At 45.8% G+C, this 25414-nt stretch carries 23 protein-coding genes; 12 read left to right on the top strand and 11 right to left on the bottom strand.

Annotated elements, in window-relative coordinates; genetic code table 11:
• Positions 1-31: 31 nt before the first annotated feature.
• Complete coding sequence (locus tag AACQ21_RS11195) at positions 32-1123, top strand: alkene reductase (RefSeq protein ID WP_219884451.1); 1092 nt, start codon at positions 32-34, stop codon at positions 1121-1123.
• Between the two features lie 104 nt (positions 1124-1227).
• On the opposite strand, the gene AACQ21_RS11190 is transcribed toward AACQ21_RS11195, so the two are convergent.
• The 7 genes from AACQ21_RS11190 to AACQ21_RS11160 all read right to left on the bottom strand — a co-directional run bounded on the left by AACQ21_RS11190 (position 1228) and on the right by AACQ21_RS11160 (position 8198).
• The gene (locus AACQ21_RS11190) at positions 1228-1596 is read right to left on the bottom strand and encodes a diacylglycerol kinase (protein ID WP_013856959.1); all 369 of its coding nucleotides are present in this window, start codon (positions 1594-1596) and stop codon (positions 1228-1230) included.
• 145 nt (positions 1597-1741) lie between these two features.
• Positions 1742-3040: an ATP-binding protein gene (locus tag AACQ21_RS11185; RefSeq protein ID WP_096036338.1), complete on the bottom strand. Its 1299-nt coding sequence runs from the start codon at positions 3038-3040 to the stop codon at positions 1742-1744.
• A gap of 27 nt (positions 3041-3067) precedes the next feature.
• On the bottom strand, positions 3068-3769 hold the full coding sequence (locus AACQ21_RS11180) for a response regulator (RefSeq protein WP_013856957.1): 702 nt from the start codon (positions 3767-3769) through the stop codon (positions 3068-3070).
• Positions 3770-3909: 140 nt separating this feature from the next.
• Positions 3910-5436: a tripartite tricarboxylate transporter permease gene (locus AACQ21_RS11175; protein WP_017046152.1), complete on the bottom strand. Its 1527-nt coding sequence runs from the start codon at positions 5434-5436 to the stop codon at positions 3910-3912.
• A gap of 9 nt (positions 5437-5445) precedes the next feature.
• On the bottom strand, positions 5446-5943 hold the full coding sequence (locus tag AACQ21_RS11170; RefSeq protein ID WP_010318351.1) for a tripartite tricarboxylate transporter TctB family protein: 498 nt from the start codon (positions 5941-5943) through the stop codon (positions 5446-5448).
• A gap of 202 nt (positions 5944-6145) precedes the next feature.
• Positions 6146-7117, bottom strand: a complete 972-nt coding sequence (locus tag AACQ21_RS11165) for a tripartite tricarboxylate transporter substrate binding protein (protein ID WP_017047673.1) — start codon at positions 7115-7117, stop codon at positions 6146-6148.
• A gap of 250 nt (positions 7118-7367) precedes the next feature.
• The gene (locus AACQ21_RS11160) at positions 7368-8198 is read right to left on the bottom strand and encodes a hypothetical protein (RefSeq protein WP_105976735.1); all 831 of its coding nucleotides are present in this window, start codon (positions 8196-8198) and stop codon (positions 7368-7370) included.
• A 273-nt stretch (positions 8199-8471) separates the two neighbouring features.
• Between AACQ21_RS11160 and AACQ21_RS11155 the strand changes: the two genes are divergently transcribed.
• The 8 genes from AACQ21_RS11155 (at position 8472) to AACQ21_RS11120 (ending at position 19325) form a co-directional block, all read left to right on the top strand.
• Complete coding sequence (locus AACQ21_RS11155) at positions 8472-9182, top strand: GntR family transcriptional regulator (RefSeq protein WP_105976737.1); 711 nt, start codon at positions 8472-8474, stop codon at positions 9180-9182.
• 113 nt (positions 9183-9295) lie between these two features.
• Entirely contained in the window at positions 9296-10192 is an 897-nt protein-coding gene (gene prpB / locus AACQ21_RS11150; protein ID WP_105976734.1) for a methylisocitrate lyase, read from the top strand.
• 26 nt (positions 10193-10218) lie between these two features.
• Positions 10219-11346 carry a bifunctional 2-methylcitrate synthase/citrate synthase gene (gene prpC, locus AACQ21_RS11145; RefSeq protein WP_105976733.1) on the top strand — a complete coding sequence of 376 codons (1128 nt, stop codon included), beginning with the start codon at positions 10219-10221 and terminating at the stop codon, positions 11344-11346.
• Positions 11347-11465: 119 nt separating this feature from the next.
• Positions 11466-14072, top strand: coding sequence for a Fe/S-dependent 2-methylisocitrate dehydratase AcnD (acnD, locus tag AACQ21_RS11140; RefSeq protein WP_105976732.1), 2607 nt, complete (start codon positions 11466-11468; stop codon positions 14070-14072).
• The gene (prpF, locus tag AACQ21_RS11135) at positions 14069-15259 is read left to right on the top strand and encodes a 2-methylaconitate cis-trans isomerase PrpF (protein ID WP_105976731.1); all 1191 of its coding nucleotides are present in this window, start codon (positions 14069-14071) and stop codon (positions 15257-15259) included. Before acnD ends, prpF begins: the two co-directional genes overlap by 4 nt.
• A 27-nt stretch (positions 15260-15286) precedes the next feature.
• Positions 15287-17164 carry a propionyl-CoA synthetase gene (locus AACQ21_RS11130; protein ID WP_105976730.1) on the top strand — a complete coding sequence of 626 codons (1878 nt, stop codon included), beginning with the start codon at positions 15287-15289 and terminating at the stop codon, positions 17162-17164.
• 224 nt (positions 17165-17388) lie between these two features.
• Entirely contained in the window at positions 17389-17871 is a 483-nt protein-coding gene (locus AACQ21_RS11125; protein ID WP_017046144.1) for a GNAT family N-acetyltransferase, read from the top strand.
• A 29-nt stretch (positions 17872-17900) separates the two neighbouring features.
• On the top strand, positions 17901-19325 hold the full coding sequence (locus AACQ21_RS11120; protein ID WP_105976729.1) for a bifunctional NUDIX hydrolase/phosphatase PAP2 family protein: 1425 nt from the start codon (positions 17901-17903) through the stop codon (positions 19323-19325).
• Positions 19326-19383: 58 nt separating this feature from the next.
• Here the strand turns inward: AACQ21_RS11120 and yidA are convergent, their stop codons facing one another.
• Positions 19384-20202 (bottom strand): sugar-phosphatase, encoded by an 819-nt coding sequence (gene yidA / locus AACQ21_RS11115; protein ID WP_064625137.1) that lies wholly within the window; start codon positions 20200-20202, stop codon positions 19384-19386.
• Positions 20203-20376: 174 nt separating this feature from the next.
• Here yidA and queE point away from each other — a divergent pair, with 174 nt between their 5' ends.
• Together queE and queC are read left to right on the top strand one after the other, a co-directional pair.
• On the top strand, positions 20377-21045 hold the full coding sequence (gene queE / locus AACQ21_RS11110; RefSeq protein WP_105976728.1) for a 7-carboxy-7-deazaguanine synthase QueE: 669 nt from the start codon (positions 20377-20379) through the stop codon (positions 21043-21045).
• A 10-nt stretch (positions 21046-21055) separates the two neighbouring features.
• Positions 21056-21751, top strand: a complete 696-nt coding sequence (queC, locus tag AACQ21_RS11105) for a 7-cyano-7-deazaguanine synthase QueC (RefSeq protein ID WP_170899192.1) — start codon at positions 21056-21058, stop codon at positions 21749-21751.
• A 123-nt stretch (positions 21752-21874) separates the two neighbouring features.
• Here the strand turns inward: queC and AACQ21_RS11100 are convergent, their stop codons facing one another.
• The 3 genes from AACQ21_RS11100 to AACQ21_RS11090 all read right to left on the bottom strand — a co-directional run bounded on the left by AACQ21_RS11100 (position 21875) and on the right by AACQ21_RS11090 (position 24269).
• Positions 21875-22225, bottom strand: a complete 351-nt coding sequence (locus tag AACQ21_RS11100) for a DUF2750 domain-containing protein (RefSeq protein ID WP_013856942.1) — start codon at positions 22223-22225, stop codon at positions 21875-21877.
• 117 nt (positions 22226-22342) lie between these two features.
• Positions 22343-22978: an OmpA family protein gene (locus tag AACQ21_RS11095; protein WP_105976727.1), complete on the bottom strand. Its 636-nt coding sequence runs from the start codon at positions 22976-22978 to the stop codon at positions 22343-22345.
• A complete protein-coding gene (locus tag AACQ21_RS11090; RefSeq protein ID WP_105976726.1) occupies positions 22959-24269 on the bottom strand; it encodes a TolC family outer membrane protein in 1311 nt (436 codons plus the stop codon). The genes AACQ21_RS11095 and AACQ21_RS11090 overlap by 20 nt, the downstream gene beginning before the upstream one ends.
• Before the next feature lie 432 nt (positions 24270-24701).
• Here AACQ21_RS11090 and AACQ21_RS11085 point away from each other — a divergent pair.
• A partial coding sequence (locus AACQ21_RS11085) for a retention module-containing protein (protein ID WP_146127532.1) occupies positions 24702-25414 on the top strand: 713 nt, incomplete at its 3' end.

Genomic DNA, 25414 nt, shown 5'->3' with positions numbered 1-25414 from the left:
GGATAACAACCCAATACAGAGCGATTGAATGATGAGTAGCTTATTTTCCCCGATACAAATCGGTCCACTTTCTTTGAATAACCGGCTGGTAATGGCCCCGATGACGCGTGCTCGGACAAGTCAACCGGGTAATGTTCCCAACGACATCATGGCGCAATATTATGCTCAGCGAGCGAGTGCTGGTCTGATTATTACTGAAGCAACACAAATATCAGACGATAGCCAAGGATACTCATTTACTCCTGGCATATACACGCCAGAACAAATTGTGGGTTGGCAGCAGGTCACTCAAGCCGTGCATGACCGCGGAGGAAAAATAATGAATCAGCTATGGCATGTAGGGCGAGTATCGCATCCTGTTTTTCAGCAAGGTCAAAAGCCGATGGCTCCTTCAGCTATTGCTCCAGTCGATACCAAAGTCTGGATTGCACAGCCGGGGAGTGCCGGTGAGATGATGGAATGCGTTGAACCAAGAGCAATGACATTGCAAGAGATTAACCAAGTGGTACGCGATTTTGCTAATGCTGCACACAATGCGATTGCGGCTGGCTTTGATGGCGTCGAAATTCATGGTGGTAATGGCTATTTGATCGATCAGTTTTTGCGAACCAATTCGAATCATCGCACTGATCAATATGGTGGCAGCAGAGAAAACCGCTTACGTTTTCTTATGGAAGTTGTGAGTGCAATCATTGATAAGGTTGGTGCTGACAAAGTTGGAGTTCGCTTGGCGCCTTACATCACATTTAAAGATATGAACTGCCCAGATATCGTCCCAACGATTTTACAAGCCGCGGAGCAATTACAGAAACTCGGTATTGCGTATCTGCATTTGTCAGAAGCTGATTGGGATGATGCTCCACAAATCCCTGAAGATTTTCGCCGACATTTACGTGAGCTGTTCACCAATACCATTATTGTTGCAGGCCGATATGACGTTGAGCGAGCAAACCAAATCTTGGAAAACGGCTACGCTGACTTAGTCGCATTTGGGCGTCCCTTTATTGCGAATCCAGACTTAGTCGAGCGTTTGAAAATGAACCGTACATTATCGGCATTTGATCCAAGTTGCTTATTTGGTGGAGGTACTAAGGGATATACAGATTATCCAAACCATTCCTAAATCGACATAGCCAGCAGTCGTTTGTTTTATGATTCTGCTGGCTTTTTTACAACTGGTTGGCCGTTATAAAACAATGAGCCATTAACGCGCGCCAAAATGATACGCTAAAAGTAATAAGGCCACAGAATAAACATCCATGTGAATGCTGAAAATATCAACGCGATCAGTACGGCAGCTGAACCGATGTCTTTGGCGCGGCCACTGAGTTCGTGCCATTCGCTACCGACGCGGTCAACCACGGCTTCCACGGCGGAATTCATCAACTCCACAATCACAACTAAGACTAAGCAACCAATCATCATGATTTGCTCAATTTTAGTGACAGGCAAAACGAAAGTAATGGTAATCAACAAAATTGAAGTGACAGTTTCTTGTCGAATAGCGGCTTCGTTTAGCCACGCGGCTTTCAGCCCTTGTATTGAATAACCTGTGGCATAAAACAGACGCTTTATACCCGTACGACCTGGTTTCATAAAATGAACAACCTAATAATGAATAACTATGACAATGGGCATGAGTGAATTACGTGTAGACGTAAAATAGCCTTCGTCCCGCACCCTCATGTTAAAAAAGAGAATCAATGACGTCAGTTCACGGATTCTCTTAAGTGGCCCGATATTAAACGCCCACCACGGGTAGTACAAGAGTAAAGCAAGCGCCTCCGAACACACTTTTAGCCACCGATACTTGGCCGTTGTGGCGTAAAACGATCTGTTTAACGATGGCCAAACCTAATCCGAAGCCTGATTGTCGCTCTCCACGTGAGAGATCCGCGCTGTAAAAAGCATCAAAAATGAATGGCCAGTGCTGCGGGTCAATCCCTTCTCCATCATCATGGATATCAATTTGTACTGCTTGACCTGCGTTGATCACGGAGGTTTCAACGGCTATTTTGCTTTTGGCGTATTTCTGAGCATTACCCAATAAATTATCCAGAGCTCTTTTGAGAAGGTATGGATCGACTTGTAAAGTGGCGACTTGTGCTAATGGCAGCAACTGGATCTCGACTACGCTGTTGCTGCGCCATTTATCTAGTATTGGTTCGAGCCAGTAATTGAGCTGAATTGTCTGCATATTGAGTTCGTTTTCTGGCCTTTCAACTTTCGCGTAGTAAAGAAGTTCATCGACCATCGTTTCCATCTCTTCGGTATCTTCGATGATACTGGCGACTTTCGCCGCTTGTTTTGGTGTCAGAGATTCATCGGCCAACATTTCTGCTTGCCATTGGATCCGAAAGATAGGGGTGCGTAACTCATGAGCTACGGCATTACTCAGCGCTTTATTGCTGAGCACCAAAGCGGAAATTTTGCTCGCCATGTAGTTAAAGCTTTTGTTTAAAGAGCCGACTTTATCGCCGCTTTTGATGGAGGCGCGAGCGGTCAGATCACCAGCGGCAAAGGCTAAGGTCACTTTTTCCAATTCACGCACTCGCCGACTGATGAACCAGATCAGCAACACACAGTACAGTGCAAAGCCTACGACAAGCAGCAAAAGTGAGAGATTATCTGCGAAGAAAATGGCTTGCCTCAGTGGTGATTCTTCATCGGGTTTAAAGCTGTAAATTGGTGAGGTGGACGTAAGGCGCAACCATAAAAAACGGTCATTATCGTAGTAGGTGTAGGCATTGGGGGTGGTAAAGAAAAACGCTCGCACATCTGAGGGTAAGGTCTTTTCAGTATGCGTCTCTATCAGTTGTCGTGTTTTATCGGCATATTCTTTTAGTACATTTAAGGTGTTGGCTTCACCTTCATGCTGATAAATACGAGTGACCAAGTCATGAAATGCTTCAGCTTGATAATCTTCAAGTACGTAATCGTAGTCAGTACCAAGCTGGTAAACGACCAGTTCAATGGTAATGAGTGTCGCTAAAAAAAAGAGCAATAAACCAACAAAAGATTCAACGTAGATACGACGCATACAGGTTTCTTCTAAAATACGTGGTCATTACCACGTGTCTGGTACAAAAAGGTATCCTTTCCCTCGGACCGTAATAATGCGTTTCGGTGTGGAAGAATCATCACCGAGTTTTTTACGCAAAATGACAATCTTGTTATCGACGGTTCTATCAAGCCCATCGTATTCAATCCCGCGTAACGCTTTGGTTAATACATCCCGTGATAGGACTTGATCTGGTGTTGATGCCAGTAGCCACAGCAAGTCGAATTCGCTGTCGGTCATCGCTACGGCCTCACCATTCATTTCACACAGATGTCGAGATTGATTGAGAGACAAGGCCCCAAATTCAAGCACGGTTTTCGCGGTTTGAATTGGCTCGTTGTCGACTCTGCGCAGTAGCATACGCATTCTTGCAAGCAAGACGCGTGGTTTAATCGGCTTTGTCACAAAATCATCGGCACCAATTTCCAGTGCTGCAACGTGATCAAAATCGTCATCACTGGCGGTCAGCATCAATATCTTACCGTTGTACATAGGACGGATCTGTCTACAAATTGTCAGCCCATCTTCACCGGGTAGCATTAAATCCAGTAACACGATATCTGGTTGTTGCTCTAAAATGACCGCGCTCGCTTTGGCACCTTCAGCAAGGGCAATGACGCTAATATCTTGACTTTCAAAGTATTCTGTTAACATTTCTCTGAGTTTTAGATCATCTTCAACGATGATTAAAGAGTGTCTATCCGTCATGGAGGCTCCTAGATAGGTACGATGAACGACATGACAATCGCTGACATTGGAAAAATTTGAAGTGCATAGTAAAGCAAAGACCCAGCATTTTCGCTAGGTCTTTGTATGGTTGGATGAGTTTCTATTGATACAATCTCTTGTTATTCAACGGCTTTGGTCGGTGAAGAGCGAAGTTTGTTCGCCAGCATCACCACAAGTGGACTAGTCAACATTACGACTGCAAGCACGGTAAACACGAAAGTGATCGGACGTTCCCACAAGAAGCTTAACTCCCCATCGCTGATCATCAACGCGCGGCGAAGGTTCTCTTCCATTAATCCACCCAAAATAAAGCCAAGCAGCAGTGGTGCCAGCGGGAAGTTGGCTAACCGTAGAGCAATCGCCCCCATCGCGACGATCAACATTACGTAAACATCCATAGTGTTAAACGAAACCAAATAAACACCGGTGATTGAGAAGAACAAAATCATCGGCAGCAATACGGTTCTCGGTACCGCCAATAGCCTTGAAATATAAGGAATAAGCGGTAAGTTAAGGATGATAAGTACAATATTACCGAGATACATTGAGATGATGACAGACCAAAAGACATCAGGGTGATCAACAAATAAACGAGGGCCAGGTTGAATGCCGTAAGAGAGCAGGGCTCCAAGCATGATCGCTGTGGTGCCAGAGCCGGGAATGCCGAGTGTCAACAGCGGAACAAAAGATCCGCTAGAGGCGGCGTTATTGGCAGACTCTGGTGCAACAAGCCCACGCAAAGACCCTTTACCGAACTCTTCTTTTTTATCTTTGGGCGCTAAGCTGCGCTCCATACCATAACTCAAAAATGCGGCGATGGTTGCGCCAGCGCCGGGCAACACGCCAGTGAAAAAACCTAAAATGGAAGCACGAATTGAAACGGGAGCCGCTTCTTTAAATTCTGCCTTGGTGATTTTCATACTGCCCAAGTTGCTGATTTTATTCTGTTCATCTGTACGCGTGTCGTTTTCTGGTTTTAAAATACCCATTAATGTTTCGCCTAAAGCGAATGTCGCCATCGCCAGCAAGAGGAAGCTAAAACCGTCCATTAAATCAGTTAAGCCAAAGGTAAAACGTTCCACACCTACGCCTTTATCAATACCAACGGTAGAGAGCATCAAGCCAAGAACAACCATCATCCATGCTTTAAGGACTTGTCCTTTTCCAGCAAAGGCGGCGACCGCCGATAGACCGAGTAGCATCAACGCAAAATAGTCAGAGGATTGAAAACTCAGTGACACGCTGGCCAGTGCAGGCGCTGCGACCAAGAGCATAATCGCTGACAAGGTTCCGCCTGTAAAAGAGGCGTAAGCAGCGATGGCTAACGCTTTACCAGCTTGGCCTTTTTGCGCCATGGGGTAGCCATCAAACGCGGTGACCACGGTTGCCGAGCATCCGGGAGCATTAATCAAAATGGAGGAAGTGGAGCCGCCAAAAATAGCGCCGTAATAAACGCCGGCCATTAAAATTAAACCTGAAGATGGTTCAAGGCCATAGGTGATCGGGATCATCAACGCGATAGCCGAAATCGGGCCAAGCCCGGGTAACATGCCGATAAAAGTACCGACGAAACAGCCCACAATCACCATGAAGATGTTCATTGGCATCATGGCGGTAGAAAGCCCTTGTAAAATTCCATCTAACATAATCAGTTCCTACCAGAGTGTGAAAATAACGCCGGGCTCAAGGTAGATGTCCAAACCTTGAGTAAGCAGCAGATAAAACGCAATGACAAAGGGAAAAGAAGCACCAAATAACACTGATTTGCGTCTTTCACCCAAAATATAAAAGCCAGCGAGTAAAAAGAAACTGGTGGCCAGTACGAAGCCTAAATAAGTTAGGCCAAGTCCGTACAGCGCCATCAACACTAAAAAACCAATCAACAATTTCCAGTTGAAGTGCAATACCGCGCCACTTTGTTTATCGGGCTGCCCTAACACCAGCATCAACAAAGAGAGGCCAATTCCAGCGTAAGTCAGCAGAGTCGGTAAGGTTTGGGCGTTAAACGGTTCATATTCATCACCGGGAAACATCGGTATTTGAGTCGTTTGATAGCCGTAGCAAAGGCTAAGAACAAGGAAGATCAACGCGCCAACGCGATCGCGGCACAGTAAATATTCTTTGCTGAAAAATTTGGTTGGCAGATCCGACATATCCAACTCCATGGTAAAAATAGGGGAGAAAAGAGCCGTGTAGCAGCGAGTTAATGAATTGATTAACTAAGGGCAAAGGGATAGGTATATGAAGGTTTTCCTATCCATATTTGCCTGATAAACAAAGGAGTATTGAGCATAACTGCACACGGCAAAAGTGTTGCTAGCGGGGACAAGGCAAGGAACTGTCCCCTTAGCGACCTTACTTCAGGAAACCGAGCTCACGCATCAGATCACCCATCTCTTTCTCTTGGGCTTCTAAGAAGGCGTAAAACTCTTTATCCGCTTGATAGTTATCGATCCAACCATTACGGTCGCGGACGATTTTCCATTCATCGGTGGTGTACATTTTCGCTAATGCTGCGTTCCACTGATCAATCTTCTCTTGGCTGATCCCAGGGGCTGCGAAGAAGCCGCGCCAGTTAGCAAAGACTGTTGGGTTGCCATAGTCAGTTAATGTTGGAATATTCGGGGCAGATTCCAAACGTTTAGGGGCGGTGATCGCCAAAATTTTCACTTGGCCAGACTTGGACATTTCAAGCACTTCACCTAAGCCTGTTGAAAGCAGTTGTGTTTCACCAGAAAGCAGTGCCGCCATGGCTTTGCCACCCGCGTCATAGGCGATGTAGCGAACTTCTTTTGGATCCAACCCTTGCCCTTTGAAGGCGGCCGCGGCGACTAAGTGATCCATACTGCCACGAGCAGAACCGCCAGCGACTTTCACTTTACGCGGGTTGTCTTTGAAATCGGCAACCGCATCTTCCCACGTTTTGTATTTTGAATCGCCCGCAGCAACGATAGCGCCATAATCAGAAACGGTGGCGGCAATCGGTGTTAAATCGCGGAAGGATTGTGGAAAAACACCGGATAAAGAACGAACAACAATCGGTGTGGAATTGACCATTAAAGTATCTTCTTGGCGGTCTGCGGTTTCAATTAGGTGTGCAATCGCTTTACCACCACCGCCACCGGATAAGTTTTGGTAAGACACATTGCCGACAATGTCGGTTTTCATCAGTACATCACCTGTACCACGAGCCGTCATATCCCAACCACCACCCGCGCCACCGGGTACTAAAATGTGAAGTTTCTCAATATCAGCGGCGAAGCTGCTAATAGAAAAAGTTGCAGCCAGAATGGATGCAGTGAGGGTTGGTTTGAACTGCTTAAACATATTCACGTTCCTTATGTAGGGCGCATCTTCATCTTTACCTTGGAGCGTTTGTGACTGAATGCTACAGGCAGAGATAGGGTGCTTATCGTTGTTATCATGACTGCATCAATGATCTAATGCAGATACGTTAAGTTAATAACCTGTTACAGGTTTGTCTCTAATGCGTAGATAAAAACAATATAGGGCATAAAAACGTTTTTGTTCATAAAGTTCACGGCGTTATTTTACTGCGTTGTGTGACGAGTCTTCGTTAGCGTCTTGTCTCACTATCTACGAGCAGTAATCGAGTGTTATTCATTGCAAATTGCGCGGCTGAGGCGTCATTACCTTGTTGAAGCAAGGTCGTGATACTGGGCAGCAGCAAGAAAAAGATCAAAGGTTCGGGATATTGGGCTTGCCATTGATGGCGCTCATCTAACACATGCCCTTCGAAGTAGACGGTGAGTACCACACTGTCCGACGAAAAGTGCGATCCATGGAATCGCCCTAAAGTATGCGTCGAGCCCCATATTGAACTCAGTGGTCGCTCCGATGTGCTTTTAAGATAGAGATCAACGATTACACTTTGCGATTGAGAACCTTGCGGCTGAGAATGTCGATGAACCGTTAAACGCTCACCCCAATACTTCCCTTGATGAAAAGGTAGATAGCCTAAGTTGTTCGGCGTTACACGGCCATCGTTTGCACACATTTGAACCGAATCGGGCATTTGCTGGCTGCTGTACAATTCACAAGCAAATTGACCAACAAGTTGCTGCACTGCGCTTTGAAATAAACGAGCATCAAATGAGTGCTCTTGCTCAATATGCAAATTTAATTCAGGAAAAACAATAGGTAACTGGCTTATTAGCGCATTGAGGTCATTAATAGTGACCGACTGATTCTGCTCTATCGCCGCGCGAATAATATTTGGGTTGTCTGCTAATGAAAGAGCATCCTCAGAATAGATCGCCTCACTCAGTGATGGGTAGGTGCGTGGATTTTTCGGATTACTGTTATAAGCAATGCATCCGGATAATAGTAACGAGCAGGCGAGAGCGTAACCAAAAGGAGAATGCGTGATTCTCTTGCAAAGATTCATAAGTGACGGCCATGTCATCGGTAGTGGGTTGCACTGCCTATTCTATCTGCGAAATCGACACTTTTCTCTTTTCAAGCTCACAGAGTTTTATCTTCTTACGGTTCAGATTTAATCATTAAGTTTCTTATACATTAGTCTAATGTGTCGACAATTTTATTGATTATCGATGGTTTTGTGGTCTATTTTAACAATAAGTCTTAATAACTGTTAACACCTGTGAGTCTGTGAGTGCTTTGCGTCTCAGCATGAATCCAACCCGTGAGCGATAACAAGATGAATAGTGCACTAACACTAAACAGTACCGATACAAAACCACACGCTATTGAACGAGAAAAAGAGAACACAAAATCGGAAAACCTTACGGAGTATCTGATTGAGGCGATTGTTGAAGGGCGCATAGCACCGGGCCGCAAGATTTCAGAACCCGAACTCGCCAAACGTTTTCAAGTAAGCCGTGGGCCACTGCGTGAAGCGATAATGCGTGTGGAAGGCTTGGGGCTTATCGAACGTGTTTCACATGTGGGCGCGCGAGTAATTGAGCTGTCACCCGCTAAGCTGGTTGAGCTTTATGCGGTACGCGAAGCGCTAGAGGGTATGGCGGCAAGGTTAGCGGCGCGCAACATTTCGCCCTCTGAATTACAAGGGCTAGAGGCATTATTGTCGACACATTCGAATCATATTGAGCAAGTTGAAGGGGCCTCCTACTTTCATCAACACGGTGATTTTGACTTTCATTACCGCATCATCAAAGCCAGCCGTAATCATAAATTAGTGACTTTATTGTGTGATGAGCTCTATCACTTACTGCGCATGTATCGTTATCAATCGCCACGCTCACATTCACGTCCGAAGGAGGCGTTGGATGAGCACAAATACATTCTACAGGCGATCAAAAACGGCGATGAAGAACTGGCTGAGATGTTGATGCGACGCCATATTTCGGGCAGTCGAATCTTGATTGAACAGCAGATAGTAAAAGAGTAAGCCACAGGGCGGTGGGCAGAAAATAATCATGCCTGCAATGAAGCAAACCAAGAACCACGCATAGAGCGGCCTTGAATAAGGGCGATAACCAAGCGACTGATTAGGAGAATCTCATGAGCTTAAGTCAGGGGGCGAAATTTAGACTCGCTGTTCAACAAAATGATCCGCTGCAGATTGTCGGCACGATCAATCCCTATTGCGCAATGATGGCCAAACGTTTAGGCCACCAAGCCATTTATCTGTCGGGTGGTGGCATCGCTAACGCTTCGTATGGTTTGCCCGATTTAGGTATCACCACATTAAATGATGTGCTGGTGGATGTTGAGCGCATCACTAATGCGTGTGATTTACCTTTGCTGGTGGATATTGATACCGGTTTTGGCGGCGCATTTAGCATTGCTCGCACTATCAAAGCTATGGAAAAAGCGGGTGCTGCTGCCGTGCATATGGAAGATCAAGTTGCGCAGAAACGCTGCGGGCATCGCCCTAATAAAGCGATCGTCAGCCAGCAAGAGATGGTTGATCGCGTAAAAGCCGCGGTAGATGCACGAGTGAACCCAGAGTTTGTGATCATGGCGCGCACCGATGCGTTAGCGGTGGAAGGAATTGATAGCGCCATTGAACGTGCCATTGCTTGCGTGCAGGCTGGAGCCGATATGATTTTCCCCGAAGCGATGACCACTCTTGAGCAGTACGATCGTTTCTCCACCGCGTTAAGCGCAGCTTGTGCTAAATCAGTACCGATTTTAGCCAACATTACTGAGTTTGGGCAGACGCCGCTCTACCCATGTGCCGAGCTTGCTCAAGCGAAAGTGGATATGGTGCTTTACCCATTGAGTGCGTTTCGTGCGATGAATAAAGCGGCTGAGAATGTCTATCGCCATTTATTAGAGCAGGGCAACCAACAAGCTTTGCTCGATAGTATGCAAACCCGTAACGAGTTGTATGACTATCTCAATTACCACGATTACGAAGATAAGCTCGACGAGCTTTTTTCATCAAAGGAATAATAAAAACAAAGGAAAAGGAGTTCAACATGTCAAACGCACCACTGGGCGGCGCAGGTCTGCGCGGTCAAAGCGCGGGTGTCACCGCTTTATGTACTGTCGGAAAAACTGGGACGGGTTTAACGTATCGAGGTTATGACATCACCGATCTTGCCAACCATGCACAGTTTGAAGAGGTCGCTCATCTGTTATTGATTGGCCATTTACCTAATCAAAGTGAACTTGACCAGTACAAAACCCACTTAATGGGATTACGAGGTTTACCGCAGCCGTTGAAAGCCGCGCTAGAGCTGCTGCCAGCCAGTACACATCCAATGGACGTAATGCGCACAGGCTGTTCAGTTTTAGGCAACCTTGAAACCGAGCACAGTTTTGCTGGACAGTTGAGCGCGACCGAACGGATGTTGGCACTTTTCCCCGCCATTATCTGTTATTGGTATCGTTTCAGCCACCAAGGCATTCGGATTGACACTGAAGATCAAAGCGAAGCATGCATTGGTGGCTACTTCTTAAAAATGCTGACAGGGAAAGCACCGAGCGATTTGCACAAGCAGGTGATGCATTGCTCATTGATTCTGTACGCAGAGCATGAGTTTAATGCCTCAACGTTTGCCGCGCGCGTCTGTGCTTCTACGCTGTCAGATATTCACTCTTGCGTAACAGGGGCGATTGGCACACTGCGCGGCCCGTTGCATGGTGGAGCCAATGAAGCGGCGATGGCGATGATTGAACGCTGGCAAACACCAGATGAAGCTGAGGCCAATATTCTGCAAATGTTGGCTAATAAAGACAAAATTATGGGCTTTGGTCATGCCATTTATCGTGAAAGTGACCCGCGTAACGCATTGATCAAACGTTGGTCAAAAGCGTTATCTGAAGCGTCGGGCGACACGCATTTGTACGCAGTATCAGAACGTGTTGAAGCGGTGATGAAACGTGAGAAAGGCCTATTCTGTAATGCTGATTTCTTCCACGCTTCGGCCTACCATTTTATGGGCATTCCTACGCCATTATTTACCCCTATTTTTGTGATGAGTCGATTAACCGGCTGGGCCGCTCATGTGTTTGAGCAGCGCGCTAATAACCGAATTATTCGCCCAAGTGCCGATTATGACGGCCCTGAACATCAAGAGTGGATACCAATAGAGCAGCGTTAATGGGATGAAATCAAGCCATGCTCCTTTGGTGTATGGTTTGATTTTAGGTAAAACCTAGCTCCCTAGACGATGTTTTGCATAGACAATGTTTCGAATAGACAGTTTTATGGGTGGAATTGATGAGTCATCAAACGATCAACAGCCAATACAAAAAAGTATTACCAGCGACCGCGCTGGAGTATTTTGATGCACGACAAGCGGTCAATGATATCCAAGCCGGAGCGTATGATCGGCTGCCTTATACCTCACGAATACTGGCAGAAAATTTAGTCCGCCGCTGTGAGCCGCACACATTGGTTGATTCGCTGAAACAGCTGATTGAGCGTAAGCGCGATCTCGACTTCCCGTGGTATCCGGCGCGTGTGGTGTGCCACGACATTTTAGGGCAAACCGCTTTAGTGGACCTGGCGGGGTTAAGAGACGCGATCGCTCAGCAAGGTGGTGATCCATCCAAAGTAAACCCTGTGGTGGAAACGCAACTGATTGTCGATCACTCACTCGCGGTTGAACATGCCGGCTTCGAAGCTGACGCGTTTGACAAAAACCGTGCGATTGAAGATCGCCGCAATGAAGATCGCTTTCACTTCATCGAATGGTGCAAAACCGCCTTTGAAAATGTCAGCGTTATTCCGGCGGGTAATGGCATCATGCACCAGATTAACTTAGAAAAAATGTCGCCCGTCATCCAAGTGAAAAACGGCTTAGCATTTCCAGATACTTGTGTCGGCACTGACAGCCATACTCCTCATGTCGATTCATTAGGTGTGTTGGCGATTGGCGTCGGTGGGTTAGAAGCTGAAACAGTGATGTTAGGTCGCCCTTCGATGATGCGTCTGCCCGATATTGTCGGCGTTAAACTAACCGGTCAACGCCAAGCGGGGATCACTGCGACCGACATTGTGCTTGCCATTACGGAGTTCTTGCGAAATCAGCGCGTGGTGTCTTGTTATCTGGAGTTTTTCGGAGAAGGCGCTCGCGCATTGACGATTGGCGATCGCGCAACGCTTTCCAATATGACACCTGAATATGGTGCAACCGCAGGCATGTTCTATATTGATGAGCAAACCATCAACTATCTCAAACTCACGGGTCGAGACGCACAGCAAGTAGCCTTGGTTGAACAGTACGCTAAGCAAACCGGCTTATGGGCCGATGATTTGATTGAAGCGCAATACGAACGGGTGCTGGAGTTTGATCTCTCAAGTGTACAGCGCAATTTAGCCGGGCCTTCGAATCCTCATCGCCGTTTGCCGACAAGCGAACTGACCGAGCGCGGTATTGCGGGGGCGTGGCAAACCAAAGAAGGCGAATTACCTGATGGCGCAGTGATCATCGCCGCCATTACTTCGTGCACCAATACCAGTAATCCGCGCAATGTCGTGGCCGCCGCATTGCTGGCGAAAAAGGCCAATCAATTGGGTTTGGTTCGCAAACCTTGGGTCAAAACCTCTTTTGCACCGGGCTCAAAAGTAGCCAAACTTTATTTAGAGGAAGCCGGTCTGCTGCCTGAGCTAGAACAGCTCGGTTTTGGCATCGTCGCTTATGCATGCACTACCTGTAATGGTATGAGTGGCGCGCTTGATCCTATGATTGAGCAGCAAATCATTGAACGCGATCTCTATACGACGGCTGTGCTATCAGGTAACCGAAACTTTGATGGCCGCATTCATCCCTATGCGAAACAGGCTTTTCTTGCCTCTCCGCCATTGGTGGTGGCGTATGCACTTGCGGGTACGATTCGTTTTGATATTGAAAAAGACGCGTTGGGAATAGATGCGCAAGGCAAGCCGATTTACCTCAATGACTTATGGCCAACCGATGAAGAGATCGATGATGTGGTGGCGCGCCATGTTAAGCCCGAACAGTTCAAACAAATCTACATTCAGATGTTTAAATTAGATGAGCACATGGCCAAACAAAAGCCACTTTATGATTGGCGCCCCATGAGCACTTATATCCGTCGTCCGCCTTATTGGGAAGGTGCGTTAGCGGGTGAACGTCGGTTGTCAGCCATGCGACCTTTGGCGATTTTAGGTGACAACATCACTACGGATCATTTATCGCCATCGAACGCTATTTTAGCGACCAGTGCCGCTGGGGAATATTTGCTCAAAATGGGCGTTCCGGAGCAAGATTTTAACTCCTATGCCACGCATCGTGGTGACCATCTGACCGCGCAACGCGCCACTTTTGCTAACCCCAAACTGTTCAATGAGATGGTGCAAGAGGAGGGCAAAGTAAAGCAAGGTTCGTTAGCGCGTATTGAACCTGAAGGCTTGGTTACCCGCATGTGGGAAGTGATAGAGACTTATATGGATCGTAAGCAGCCATTGATCATTATTGCTGGGGCTGATTATGGGCAAGGTTCGTCACGTGATTGGGCGGCGAAAGGTGTACGTTTGGCGGGAGTTGAAGCCATTGTTGCCGAGGGGTTTGAACGGATCCATCGCACGAATTTAGTCGGGATGGGTGTTCTGCCACTGCAATTTAAAACGGGAACGGACCGCCACACACTGAAACTCGATGGTACTGAGCTTTATGATGTGGTGGGAGATATTAAGCCGGGCATCAACTTAACCTTGGTGATCACGCGTACGCAAGGCGCAAATAAGGGCGAACAGCAGAAGGTTACGGTGACTTGTCGTTTAGACACGGCTGATGAAGTCAGTGTGTATCAGGCTGGTGGCGTATTGCAGCGTTTTGCGCAAGATTTTCTGGCTCAATGACGCTAAGGATAAAGGAGTATCAGGTGAGTAACTCATTAAAAATTCCGGCGATTTATATGCGCGGCGGCACCAGTAAGGGCGTGTTTTTTCGGCTTGAAGATTTACCCAAAGAGGCTCAGCAAGCGGGAGAGGCGCGAGATCAACTGCTGTTGCGTGTCATTGGTAGCCCCGATCCTTATGGCAAACAAATTGATGGCATGGGCGGCGCAAGTTCTAGCACCAGCAAAGCCGTGATTCTCTCCAAAAGTGAGCAAGCCGATCACGATGTGGATTATTTGTTCGGCCAAGTTTCGATAGACAAAGCGTTCGTAGACTGGAGCGGCAACTGCGGTAACCTTTCTGCGGCGGTAGGGCCATTTGCGATTTACAGCGGTTTTATCGACCCAGAACGGATCCCTAATAACGGTGTAGTGACGGTTCGCGTTTGGCAAGCCAACATTGGCAAAACCATTCTCATCCATGTTCCAATTGAGCAGGGTGAAGTGCAAGAGTGTGGCGATTTCGAACTTGATGGGGTGACTTTTCCCGCCGCCGAAATTGCGGTTGATTTTCTCGATCCTGCCGATGATAGCGGTGTGATGTTCCCAACCGGAAATGTGCTCGACCAACTGCAAATCCCCGGCATGGCAACCTTGAATGCAACGCTCATTAATGCGGGCATTCCGACGATTTTTATCGATGCACACGACATCGGTTATCAAGGTACTGAACTGCAAGAGGCGATCAACAATGATGATCATGCCTTGGCGATGTTTGAAGCGATTCGCGCTTATGGCGCTGTGAAAATGGGTTTGATTGAGCATATTGAACAAGCCCAACTGCACCAACATACGCCTAAAGTAGCGTTTGCAGCAAAAGCGCAATCCTATTTGTCATCCAGTGGTAAAGCGGTATCGGCGAACGATGTCGATATTGTGGTGCGCGCGCTGTCTATGGGAAAACTGCATCATGCGATGATGGGAACGGCCGCCGTGGCCATCGCTTCAGCGGCCAGTGTCCCTGGAACGTTAGTGAATATGTTGGCGGGCGGTGGAGCAAAAGAATCGGTCACTTTTGGTCATCCATCCGGTACGCTGAAAGTGGGCGCTAAAGCCGTTTTACGAGAGGGTCATTGGGGAATAGAGAAAGCCAGTATGAGCCGCAGCGCGCGGGTGTTAATGGAAGGTTGGGTGCTAGTCCATCGTTAAGCCTCAAATCATGTTAAGGGAAATGTTATGTCGGCATATTTAAAGGAATATCAATGGGCTCAATCTGAACCTGAATCATTTTGGCAGGCTCAAGCTCGGCAGATTGAGTGGTTTGAGTTTCCCCAAACTATCTTACAAAAAGATGAGCATGGCATTGAACGCTGGTTTACCGATGGTGTACTCAATACCTGTTGGTTGGCGCTAGATTTTCATTGTGAGCAGGGGCGAGGTGAGCAAACCGCGCTGATTTATGATTCCCCAGTAACCGGAAGAAAGCGTCAATACAGCTATACACAATTACGAGATCAGGTAGCGAAAGTGGCGGGAATGCTGGCAATGCAAGGTGTTGCTAAAGGCGATCGGGTGATCATTTATATGCCAATGATCCCGGAAGCAGTGATGGCGATGCTCGCTTGTGCACGGCTTGGCGCGATTCACTCTGTCGTTTTTGGCGGTTTTGCACCCAATGAATTAGCGGTGCGTATTGAAGATGCTGAACCGAAAGTGATCATGACGGCATCTTGCGGTATCGAAATCAATAAGATTTTACCCTACAAACCCTTAGTTGACCGTGCCATTTTAGACAGCAAATGGAAGCCGGAAACAGTGGTGGTGTTACAACGCTCGGAGCATGTGGCTGACTTAAATAATGAGCGAGATCTAGAGTGGAATCGAGCCGTTAAAGAAGCGCCGCCGCATGATTGCGTGCCGGTTTTGGCGACCGATCCGCTTTATATTCTTTACACATCAGGTACAACAGGCAAACCCAAAGGGGTGGTGCGCGACAACGGTGGTCATGCAGTCGCGATGAAGTACTCCATGTCAACCATCTACAATATGCCTCAACAAGGTGTTTTTTGGGCTGCGTCGGACGTGGGGTGGGTAGTCGGTCACTCTTACATTGTTTATGCGCCCTTGATTCACGGTTGCACCACGATTTTATATGAAGGTAAACCGGTGCGCACACCGGATCCGGCTGCATTTTGGCGAGTGTGCCAAGAGTATAAGGTGGACGTACTTTTTTCTGCGCCTACCGCCTTTCGCGCCATCAAAAAAGAAGATCCCAATGGCGATCTACTCAAACATTATGATTTATCCACTTTAACCACTATTTTTATGGCCGGAGAACGTCTTGACCCGCCGACACTTGAATGGGTAGAACAGCACACTCAAAAGCCAGTAGTTGACCATTGGTGGCAAACCGAAACCGGTTGGGCGATTGCTGGAAATCCGATAGGGCTTGAGTCAATGCCAATTAAAGCGGGGTCAGCAACGAAACCGATTCCCGGTTATCAGGTCGAGATTCTCAATGAGCTAGGTGAAGTGATGCCCGCCAATCAACAAGGGTTTGTGGCGTTGAAACGCCCCTTACCACCAAGTTGTTTAGCGACGGTATGGCGTGATCACGAACGATTTGAGTCCGGTTACCTTGCTCAATTTGACGGTTACTATGTTTCTGGTGATGGTGGCTATTTGGATGAAGAAGGTTATCTCTTCATCATGGGGCGAATTGATGATGTGATAAACGTTGCAGGCCATCGTTTATCTACGGGGGAGATGGAAGAAATCGTCGGTGCTCATCCTGCGGTTGCCGAATGTGCTGTCGTCGGAGTGTATGACGAGCTGAAAGGGCAGTTGCCGCTAGGGTTGGTGGTGCTTAAAGATGGAGTTAAGGTGGATGAGCGCGAGTTGGAACAAGAACTTGTTAACAAAGTGCGCAGTGAAATTGGTGCGGTAGCGTGCTTTAAGCATGCGCTAATTGTTGATCGTTTACCCAAAACGCGCTCTGGTAAAATCCTGCGTCGAGTCATTCGACAAATTGCCGATGGCGAAGAGTATGCTGTCCCTTCAACAATTGATGACCCAATGAGCTTGAGTGAGTTAGAAAAAGCGCTCCATCACTAGCGGCTACCCTATAGTTGACGATTAATTGAGGCGCCTCAGATGAATGAGGCGTTTTTATTGCCAATTTGCAATCCGCATTTTATTTGTTTCTCTTAGTTCCTCTGTCTTAGTTCTAAGACGAAATTAGCGCTCAATCGACCAAAAACGCTACGCATGAAGATATATTTTTTAATCACTATCTTATAGAATCACGGCCAAAGCTTTATTCATTCAGAGCGCGAAATATGTCGTTAGTTATCATAACTCCTGCTTGTGATCGTGATTTACCGCAACTGAATCAGTTGATGTATGACCTTCATCATGAGCATCACCTTGCTTGCCCTGAGCATTTCAAAACAGCAGAAGAGATTGAACAAGAAAAAAGTATTGCTCGTTATTTAGATGATCCGGAATGTTTGGTTTACGTTGCCAAAATAGACAGTCAAATTGTGGGATTTATATCGGGTCACTTTTGCGAGTTAATTTCAAGCGTGAGCAAAGCGGTACCAATGGGCAGTATTGATGAGCTTTACGTTGAGCCACAATATCGTCAGCAGCATATCGCACAGCAGCTGTTTCAAAAAATGGAACAGACATTGAAAGAGTACGGTATTACCCAAGTCTTTGTCGAAGTGTGGGATTTTAACCAAGGAGCGCAGTCTTTTTATCAACGTTCTGGTTTTTCATCGCATATACATTGGTTAAGAAAGTCAATCGATAGCAAGTAATTCGATAATAATAATCATGGATTTTTAATGTGTTAAAACAGTTTTCATTGTTGAGTGTCTGTTTGCTGTCGTTGTTCTGGTCAAGTGTTGGTGTTGCTCAACAACCGGTAACGCTACCAGATAATATTCGTGGTGCCCTATGCCTAGTTAAAGCCGATCATAAGATCGTGCTCGTTAACGAGGTGATCACCAAGCAGATTTCATTGCCAGGAGGGACGATATCTCCCGGTGAATCTCCAGAATTGGCCGCGCAAAGAGAAACGTGGGAAGAAACGGGCCTTGTTGTAACGGTAGGGCGCACGTTGGGGTATACGGATACGGCTGTCGTTTACAGCTGTCGCAGTGATTCCGATGTGATTGCTTTTGAGTCAAAAAATAGCCGTAATGGACATGAGTTGCCTATTTGGTTTGCTCCTCATTATGGTGTCGAGGTTGCTAGCGCAATGCTGATCGATCCGTATCGTATTGATGCAAGTCAGTATCGTTACCCTGAGCAATGGGATCGGATCAAAACCATGTATCAAGAAGCGGATAGTCAACCCGTGATTTATGTAGAGAATCTGGTTTCTGCTGCGCCTCGGTTTCACCAAATCGAATTAGGCTGGATGATGAAATTGCAGAATACGGTTGCGGAATGGCCGTATACGCTGAGTTCGTCGATTTATCAAATCGCAGTATGGATCACCAAATTGACGGATCCTTTATTGCTGATAGTTTTATTTCCAGTGATTGCCTGTTATCTGGGTAAAGAGTCTGTTTATAAGATATTTTTTGTGGTTACCGTGAGTTCATTGTTGTCATTAGTCGCTCAGCAAGGATTTGCATTACCAAGACCCCATGCCTATATACCATTGTTGGAACTTTGCCAAAGTTACGGGTACGGTTTTCCAAGTTTACCGATTGCAGTTTGGTTTGGTGTAGGGATATCACTATTGCGAGCTTTTGAACATCTCGATTTCAACCGAATGTTTGTGGGTTTTATCGTGTTGATGGGGCTATTAATGTTGGCCAAATTCTATATTGGGGAAGCCTTCATCAGCGATATGGTGATAGGTGGATTGTTGGGCGCTCTGGTCGCGTGGCATATTGTTCGTTTAGATGAACAATCTTATACCGACGTCAGAACACTGCTGGGTTCGCGTGGGGTATGGTGGGGTTTAACGATCACGGTTGCACTGCTGGTTATGATCTGGCCCTTGCCTAGTTTCACCGCTTGGTTAGCCATTTTGCTGACGGCATCGGCTTTAGTTATGACAAAGGGCACTGAACCACTACACATCACTCTTCAACGAATGTGGCTGCTGATCATTTTGTTATTAGCACTCAATCAAGTGGTGTTATTTGGTGCCACGCTCGTTTCATACAGCAGTATTTTCTCTTTAATGGTTGAGACGCTCCGCTTGCCAATACTCATGCTCATCTTTGCATGGTTCATGCGAAAATGCCGTGCTTAACCTGGTTGTTTAGTCAACATCCCGATTAAAGACGCCTCGACTGAGGCGTCTTTAATGCCTATTCGTGAGACTCACCGAGTACAAATTTTTCTATAGCAACTGCTACACCATCGTTGTCATTACTGAGTGTAATATAGTCGGCTAGCTGCTTAGTTTGTTCCATCGCATTTGCCATTGCAATTCCAAGTCCTGCGTATTGCAGCATGTGATGATCATTTTCAGCATCTCCCATACAAATAATGTGTTTAGCCTCGATCCCCAAGTGCTCGGCAATCGCTTTGACACCGACGCCTTTATTACTTTGTGTGTTTAAGAATTCAAGAAAGAATGGTGCACTTTGTACAATAGTAAACTGCTGATAGAGCTCCGGAGGAAGTTGTTCAATGGCTTTCTGTAGCAAGCTCGGCTCTGCCACAATCATTGCTTTGATGATGGGATGATCATCTTCAAGCTGTTCAAAATCCATTTCCGTGATCGGCAGTCCGTTGATTCTTGCTTCAAGCTCGGTATATTCACTGATTTTAGGCGTGATCAGACCATGAACTTGGCTAAAGGCGTGTGTATTCACGTTAAGTTGGTTAGCAAGGTTAGCGACTAATTTTGCAGAGCGGCCATCGATAATTTTGTGATGAATAATTTCACCACTGCCAATGTTTTGAACCATTGAGCCGTTGTAGTAAAGGACAAAATCCTCATTTGAGTTTAAATGCAGTTCTTGCAACTTATCGCGCATGCCATCAATAGGACGTCCAGACGCCAGCACAACTTTAACTCCTTTTTCACGAGCTTTGGCTATAGCCTGTTTTGTTCTGGCTGTGATCTGTTTTTGGCTATTGAGAAGAGTACCGTCCATATCTAAAGCGATGAGTTTATACATGACTTACCTAAATTAAGTGAAGAAGAAAGCCAGCAGCTTATGCAAGTTGAGATGTGATCGCCACTGATTTAGTCAAATTTTTACGCACGTGATGGGTTTAGTTTGACCTAAGGCAAGGCATCTATTAAGGTCAGCGACCTGCATTTTTTGATATTGAGTTAGGCTGAGTTTACGTTGTACAAAATTAATGAAATGTTTGAGACCATTCAAGGTGAAGGCGTGCATACCGGCGTTCCTGCGGTTTTTATTCGTTTGCAAGAATGCCCAGTGGGATGCGCTTGGTGCGATACAAAGCAGACGTGGGATGCAATGCCGCAAGATGAACGCCCAATCAATGACGTGCTAGCCAAAACCCAAGATAGCCCAACTTGGTGCTCAGTCAGTGCAGAAGAGATGGTGTCGCTCTATAAAACACAGGGTTATCATGCTAAACATATTGTAATTACGGGGGGTGAACCGTGTATTTATGATCTGCGTCCACTTGCGCAAGCATTTGAGGCAATCGGATGTCACATTCAAATTGAAACCAGCGGCACATTCCCGGTTCAAACCTCAGCAAATACATGGGTGACAGTGTCACCCAAAATTGCAATGAAGGGCAAACTGCCGGTACTCGATTCAGCTCTGTTAAGAGCAAATGAGATCAAGCACCCCGTCGCAACGGCTAAAGATATTGAACAGCTAGATGCGTTATTGCTGCGAGCGCAAGTTCCTGATTCAACAGTGATTGCTTTACAGCCTATTAGTCAGAAAGAGCGGGCAACCCAATTGTGCATTGAAACATGCATTGCGAGGAACTGGCGTTTATCGATTCAAACGCATAAATATTTAAGTATTGCCTGAGGAGAGGAAAATGAAAAAAGCCGTTGTGGTATTTAGTGGTGGCCAAGATTCAACAACCTGTTTGGTTCAGGCATTAAAAGAGTTTGATGAAGTGCACGCCATCACCTTTGATTATGGCCAACGCCATAAACTCGAGATTGAGGTTGCCAGCACCTTAGCGAAAAAGTTAGGTGTAGCTGCACATAAAGTCATGGATGTCAGCTTACTCAATGAGTTGGCGATCAGTTCACTCACTCGTGACGATATTCCAGTATCACACGAGTTACAAGAGAATGGGTTACCGAACTCGTTTGTGCCGGGGCGTAACATTCTGTTTTTGACCCTTGCAGGTATTTACGCGTATCAAATAGGTGCAGATGAGGTGATTACTGGTGTTTGTGAAACAGACTTTTCTGGCTATCCGGATTGCCGAAATGATTTTGTTAAAGCGATGAACAGTGCTTTGGTGCAAGGGATGGATCGCCCATTCAACATTCGTACTCCTTTAATGTGGCTAAACAAAGCAGAAACTTGGGCATTGGCGGATCAACATGATGCTCTCGAACTCATAAGACACGAAACACTGACTTGTTATAACGGTATTATTGGTGATGGTTGTGGCGATTGCCCATCATGTGAGCTACGTAAAGCGGGTTTAAACGATTATTTAGTAAACAAAGCGTTGGTGATGAATGCGCTTCACCAAAAGCAATCTGTAACTTTATGATGTATCTAATAATCAACGCATAGATCAAGTGAAATTTAAACGGGTGTTCTAGTGTTTGCGAATGGAATAGCGTGCAAATAGAACACCCATTATTTAGCTCAAGGTACTAAATAGTTCAAGGTACTAAAGGTACATTTTGGCCAAATCTGCAGGTTCTACTTCTTTACCTTCTAAGCTTGCATTCCAGTTGGTGCCAATTAATACACCATCTTCATCAAGGGTAATCAACCAATCTTCTACGAAAATATCGAGAGGGATTTCTAACACTTCGAAGTCAGACCACTCTTCAACGTTGTGAGTTTGTGCATCTTCTTTGGTTGACCAAAAGGGCATAACTTCACTACTTTCAAATTCTGTCGAGTCGCATGCCAGCCAACCATCTTCATTTTTTAAGCCCCATACTAGTTGGGTCTCTTTTGTTTGTTCAATAAACAATTCTAAGTTTGCTTGAAGGTCAGCAGTTAATTTGCTCATTATCTTTATCTCATAAGGTGATGACGCGCAAGGATAGCATTTTGTGCTAGTAAACTCATTACAATTTTAGACAGAAAAAAGGGGCGAAAACGCCCCAATCCTCGATAAATATCGATTTCAACGCTCGCGTTTGGTGAAAATGGTCCACTCTTCTTTCACCGAACCCTTGTGGCCGACGACAGTGGCGACAACTTTTCTATTCATCGCATGGCTAATATCATCATCACCATTTTCTGTCAGTTCAGTATCACCAAAACCAACAATACGGACACGAGTATGGCTAATGCCGTAACTAACAAGCGCCTTCTCGACATTATAAGCTCGGTTTTTCGATAACTCTAAGTTATAACCTGGATTCCCAACCTTACTGGCATAACCTTGTAATTCAATCGAAGCTGAAGGGTATTGCTTGAGAAAATTGGCCATTGACCGTATTTGACTTAGAAACACAGGGTTGACTGTCGCTGAATCATTCGCAAACAGAATTCTAAGCTGGAGTTGCTCTTCGGTTTTAATGAAAGTGCCACAACCATCATTATCGATCTCTGACTTCAATGGTGTTTCGGGGCACAAATCTCTGGCATTAATCACGCCGTCAAAATCATCGTCACGTAAATCGTCTATTTGATCAGCGAGTGGAATCTCAATATATGGATAATCATCTCTAGCAGATGAAGTCGTCGAGGTGATAAAGAGTAAGATCGCTATCATTGGCCATAAGTATTTCAACATGTTAGTACTCCACCGCATCATGCCACTCTTTGGGTATATCCACTCTCAACGAACTCAACAATGACCCAGTTGCATTCATAACACGGTATTTTGCATACTGTTCATCGTATTTGGCATCGAGATAACCTTTTCTTGCTTCGAAAAGTTCATTTTCAGTATTCAACACATCCAATAGTGTTCGCTTGCCGAGCTTATATTGTTTTTCATAAGCAATAACCGTATCTGAAGCAGAATCAACATGATCGGCTAAAAATTCTTTTTGTTGTAATGTCAAATCAAGAGCGCTCCAAGATAAACGCAACCCCTCTTCAACACTACGATAAGTCCGATCTCTTAAATCTTTCGCTTTGTTCATTTGGTAGGCTGCACTGTCGGTGCGCGCAGAATCTGAACCACCATTATATAGGTTGTAACGCATCCTAATCATGGCCGAGAATTCATCGCTGCTACCTTCTATCCCACCGGCATCATCACGCCATGTTTGTGCAGCTTCGAAAGATAACGTTGGGTAATTTGTTCCCTGAGTTTGTTTATATTGAAACTTTGCGGAATCGACATCGGCTTGCGCTACTTTGATGACCGGGTGATCTTGGTAGGCTTTTTCTAAAGCGTCATCAACGGTAAAAGGCAAAGCAGAGTGGTCTGCTCTAGGGAAAATTAAATCTTGAGGAGGTTGACCTACCAACCGTTTAAACTGGGTATGTATATCAAACAGATTATTCTGTGCAGCTAAAAGATTTCCATGGGCTTTAGCTAGACGAGCTTCAACCTGAGAAAGATCAGCGGTTGAACCAATGCCTGATTCCACACGCTTTTGTATATCACGATATATTTTCTTATGTACTGAGAGGTTGCTTTCAGAAAGTGTCAGTATTTCAAACGCTTTCGTTGCATCGAGATACACCTTAGTGACCTCTAATGCGATATCTTGAGCGTCAGCTAAGAGTTGGAAACGAACCGATTCAGCATCAGCCGAAGTACGATCAATATCGTTTAAAGTCGAAGAACCATCCCAAATCAGTTGGGTCAAGGTAATGGTGGCTTCTTTACGGGTAAGTTCATTTTCAGTACCAGAGGCTAAATCTACCGCTTCGTAGCCAATACCAGCATCGAGATCGATCCTTGGAAGGTAAGCACCAGAAGAGGCTTCGCTATTATAGCGCTTACTCACATATTCGTTATATGCACTTTTAATATTTGGATTGGTTGCAAGCGTTATTGACACCGCTTGCTCAAGAGTCTGGCTATATACAGAGATCGGGAAGCTGAGTGCGATGGCGTAGCTCAACGTTTTCATGTTCATCCAATTCACTTGGGCACTCCTCTAGGGACTTCTACTTCTTTTAAGCCGCAATAGTACGGCATTAGCAGTTGCATTATCGAGACGCTTGATGGAAAAATGCAACAAAATAACATTAAATTCTCATCAGTAAACAGCAACATATTCATTACATTCGTGATTTTAGCAAAGAATCATACACCAAATCATCAATTAACATTTATTAAACATTGTTGATTGTTTTTATAATAAAGTACATCTTTAGTGTGATATTGATTCAAACTATAAATGTGTGACTTAAGTCTCCACCTACGTCACATAAGAAGGTGTAAAAATGGTTTTTCCTTTGTATTACAGGTGTTAAATGCTAATTTATTACCATTAGAAATGACAAATTACGTAGCAAAGATGTAGGAATGTAAACAGTCGCATCGTTGTGAATTCGGAAGTTATTAGAGGTATTGTATGGAACTTGGTTCTTTTTCTTTAGGTACAACATTAACTTTCGGTCAGATGATCGTTGTGGATGCAAATGGCAATGTACGGGTGCTTCAGCCAGGAGAAAAAACCTTGCCTGGTGAAATAATCATCAGTGCCAGTAACGCTACCCAAGACGATGTAGGCAATAATAATGATGTACAAATATCAAGAGTTAACGCTGATGGTCGCAACGTAGACATAACCAATGACATCAATGAAATTTTCGCAGCATTAGAGCAAGGCCAAGACCCAACACAGTTAGGCGAAGATCTTGCAACTGCAGCGGGTGAATCGAACGGTTCAAGCCCGACGGGCTCAGTTAGCATCGCTCGCGACGCTTCGGAAACCATAGCCGCAACAGAATTTTCCACGTCAGCACTCACCGCGCTAGGCCTCTCTGAAACACAAAGTTTAACGCTATTAGAAGGCTATTCTCAAAGTGCTTTAGGGTCAATTGTGACGGGCACGAACGATGCGGCGACGATCGCAGGCGACACAGCGGTCGTGGCCTCTGAAACCGATGCGGCGTTGAGCTTGACCGGCACCTTGACCGCGACGGACGTGGACAACGCAGACAACACCTTCACAGCGACAAGCAAAGAAGGCAGCTACGGCACGTTCAGCATCGCGGAAAACGGCGAGTGGACGTTCGTGGCGAACAGTGCGTTCAATGAGATGAATGTTGGCGACAGCAAAGT

The organism is Vibrio sp. V01_P9A10T6, from assembly GCF_963877065.1.
GTDB classification, from domain to species: Bacteria; Pseudomonadota; Gammaproteobacteria; order Enterobacterales; family Vibrionaceae; genus Vibrio; species Vibrio anguillarum.
The sequence above is the reverse complement of the archived record's forward strand: the minus strand, read 5'-3'. Positions and strand labels throughout refer to the sequence as shown.

Coding starts and splice junctions, on each gene's coding strand:
- AACQ21_RS11195 (WP_219884451.1), top strand. CDS start 32: ATGAGTAGCTTATTTTCCCCGATACAAATCGGTCCACTTTCTTTGAAT.
- AACQ21_RS11190 (WP_013856959.1), bottom strand. CDS start 1,596: ATGAAACCAGGTCGTACGGGTATAAAGCGTCTGTTTTATGCCACAGGT.
- AACQ21_RS11185 (WP_096036338.1), bottom strand. CDS start 3,040: ATGCGTCGTATCTACGTTGAATCTTTTGTTGGTTTATTGCTCTTTTTT.
- AACQ21_RS11180 (WP_013856957.1), bottom strand. CDS start 3,769: ATGACGGATAGACACTCTTTAATCATCGTTGAAGATGATCTAAAACTC.
- AACQ21_RS11175 (WP_017046152.1), bottom strand. CDS start 5,436: ATGTTAGATGGAATTTTACAAGGGCTTTCTACCGCCATGATGCCAATG.
- AACQ21_RS11170 (WP_010318351.1), bottom strand. CDS start 5,943: ATGTCGGATCTGCCAACCAAATTTTTCAGCAAAGAATATTTACTGTGC.
- AACQ21_RS11165 (WP_017047673.1), bottom strand. CDS start 7,117: ATGTTTAAGCAGTTCAAACCAACCCTCACTGCATCCATTCTGGCTGCA.
- AACQ21_RS11160 (WP_105976735.1), bottom strand. CDS start 8,198: ATGAATCTTTGCAAGAGAATCACGCATTCTCCTTTTGGTTACGCTCTC.
- AACQ21_RS11155 (WP_105976737.1), top strand. CDS start 8,472: ATGAATAGTGCACTAACACTAAACAGTACCGATACAAAACCACACGCT.
- prpB (WP_105976734.1), top strand. CDS start 9,296: ATGAGCTTAAGTCAGGGGGCGAAATTTAGACTCGCTGTTCAACAAAAT.
- prpC (WP_105976733.1), top strand. CDS start 10,219: ATGTCAAACGCACCACTGGGCGGCGCAGGTCTGCGCGGTCAAAGCGCG.
- acnD (WP_105976732.1), top strand. CDS start 11,466: ATGAGTCATCAAACGATCAACAGCCAATACAAAAAAGTATTACCAGCG.
- prpF (WP_105976731.1), top strand. CDS start 14,069: ATGACGCTAAGGATAAAGGAGTATCAGGTGAGTAACTCATTAAAAATT.
- AACQ21_RS11130 (WP_105976730.1), top strand. CDS start 15,287: ATGTCGGCATATTTAAAGGAATATCAATGGGCTCAATCTGAACCTGAA.
- AACQ21_RS11125 (WP_017046144.1), top strand. CDS start 17,389: ATGTCGTTAGTTATCATAACTCCTGCTTGTGATCGTGATTTACCGCAA.
- yidA (WP_064625137.1), bottom strand. CDS start 20,202: ATGTATAAACTCATCGCTTTAGATATGGACGGTACTCTTCTCAATAGC.
- queC (WP_170899192.1), top strand. CDS start 21,056: ATGAAAAAAGCCGTTGTGGTATTTAGTGGTGGCCAAGATTCAACAACC.
- AACQ21_RS11100 (WP_013856942.1), bottom strand. CDS start 22,225: ATGAGCAAATTAACTGCTGACCTTCAAGCAAACTTAGAATTGTTTATT.
- AACQ21_RS11095 (WP_105976727.1), bottom strand. CDS start 22,978: ATGATGCGGTGGAGTACTAACATGTTGAAATACTTATGGCCAATGATA.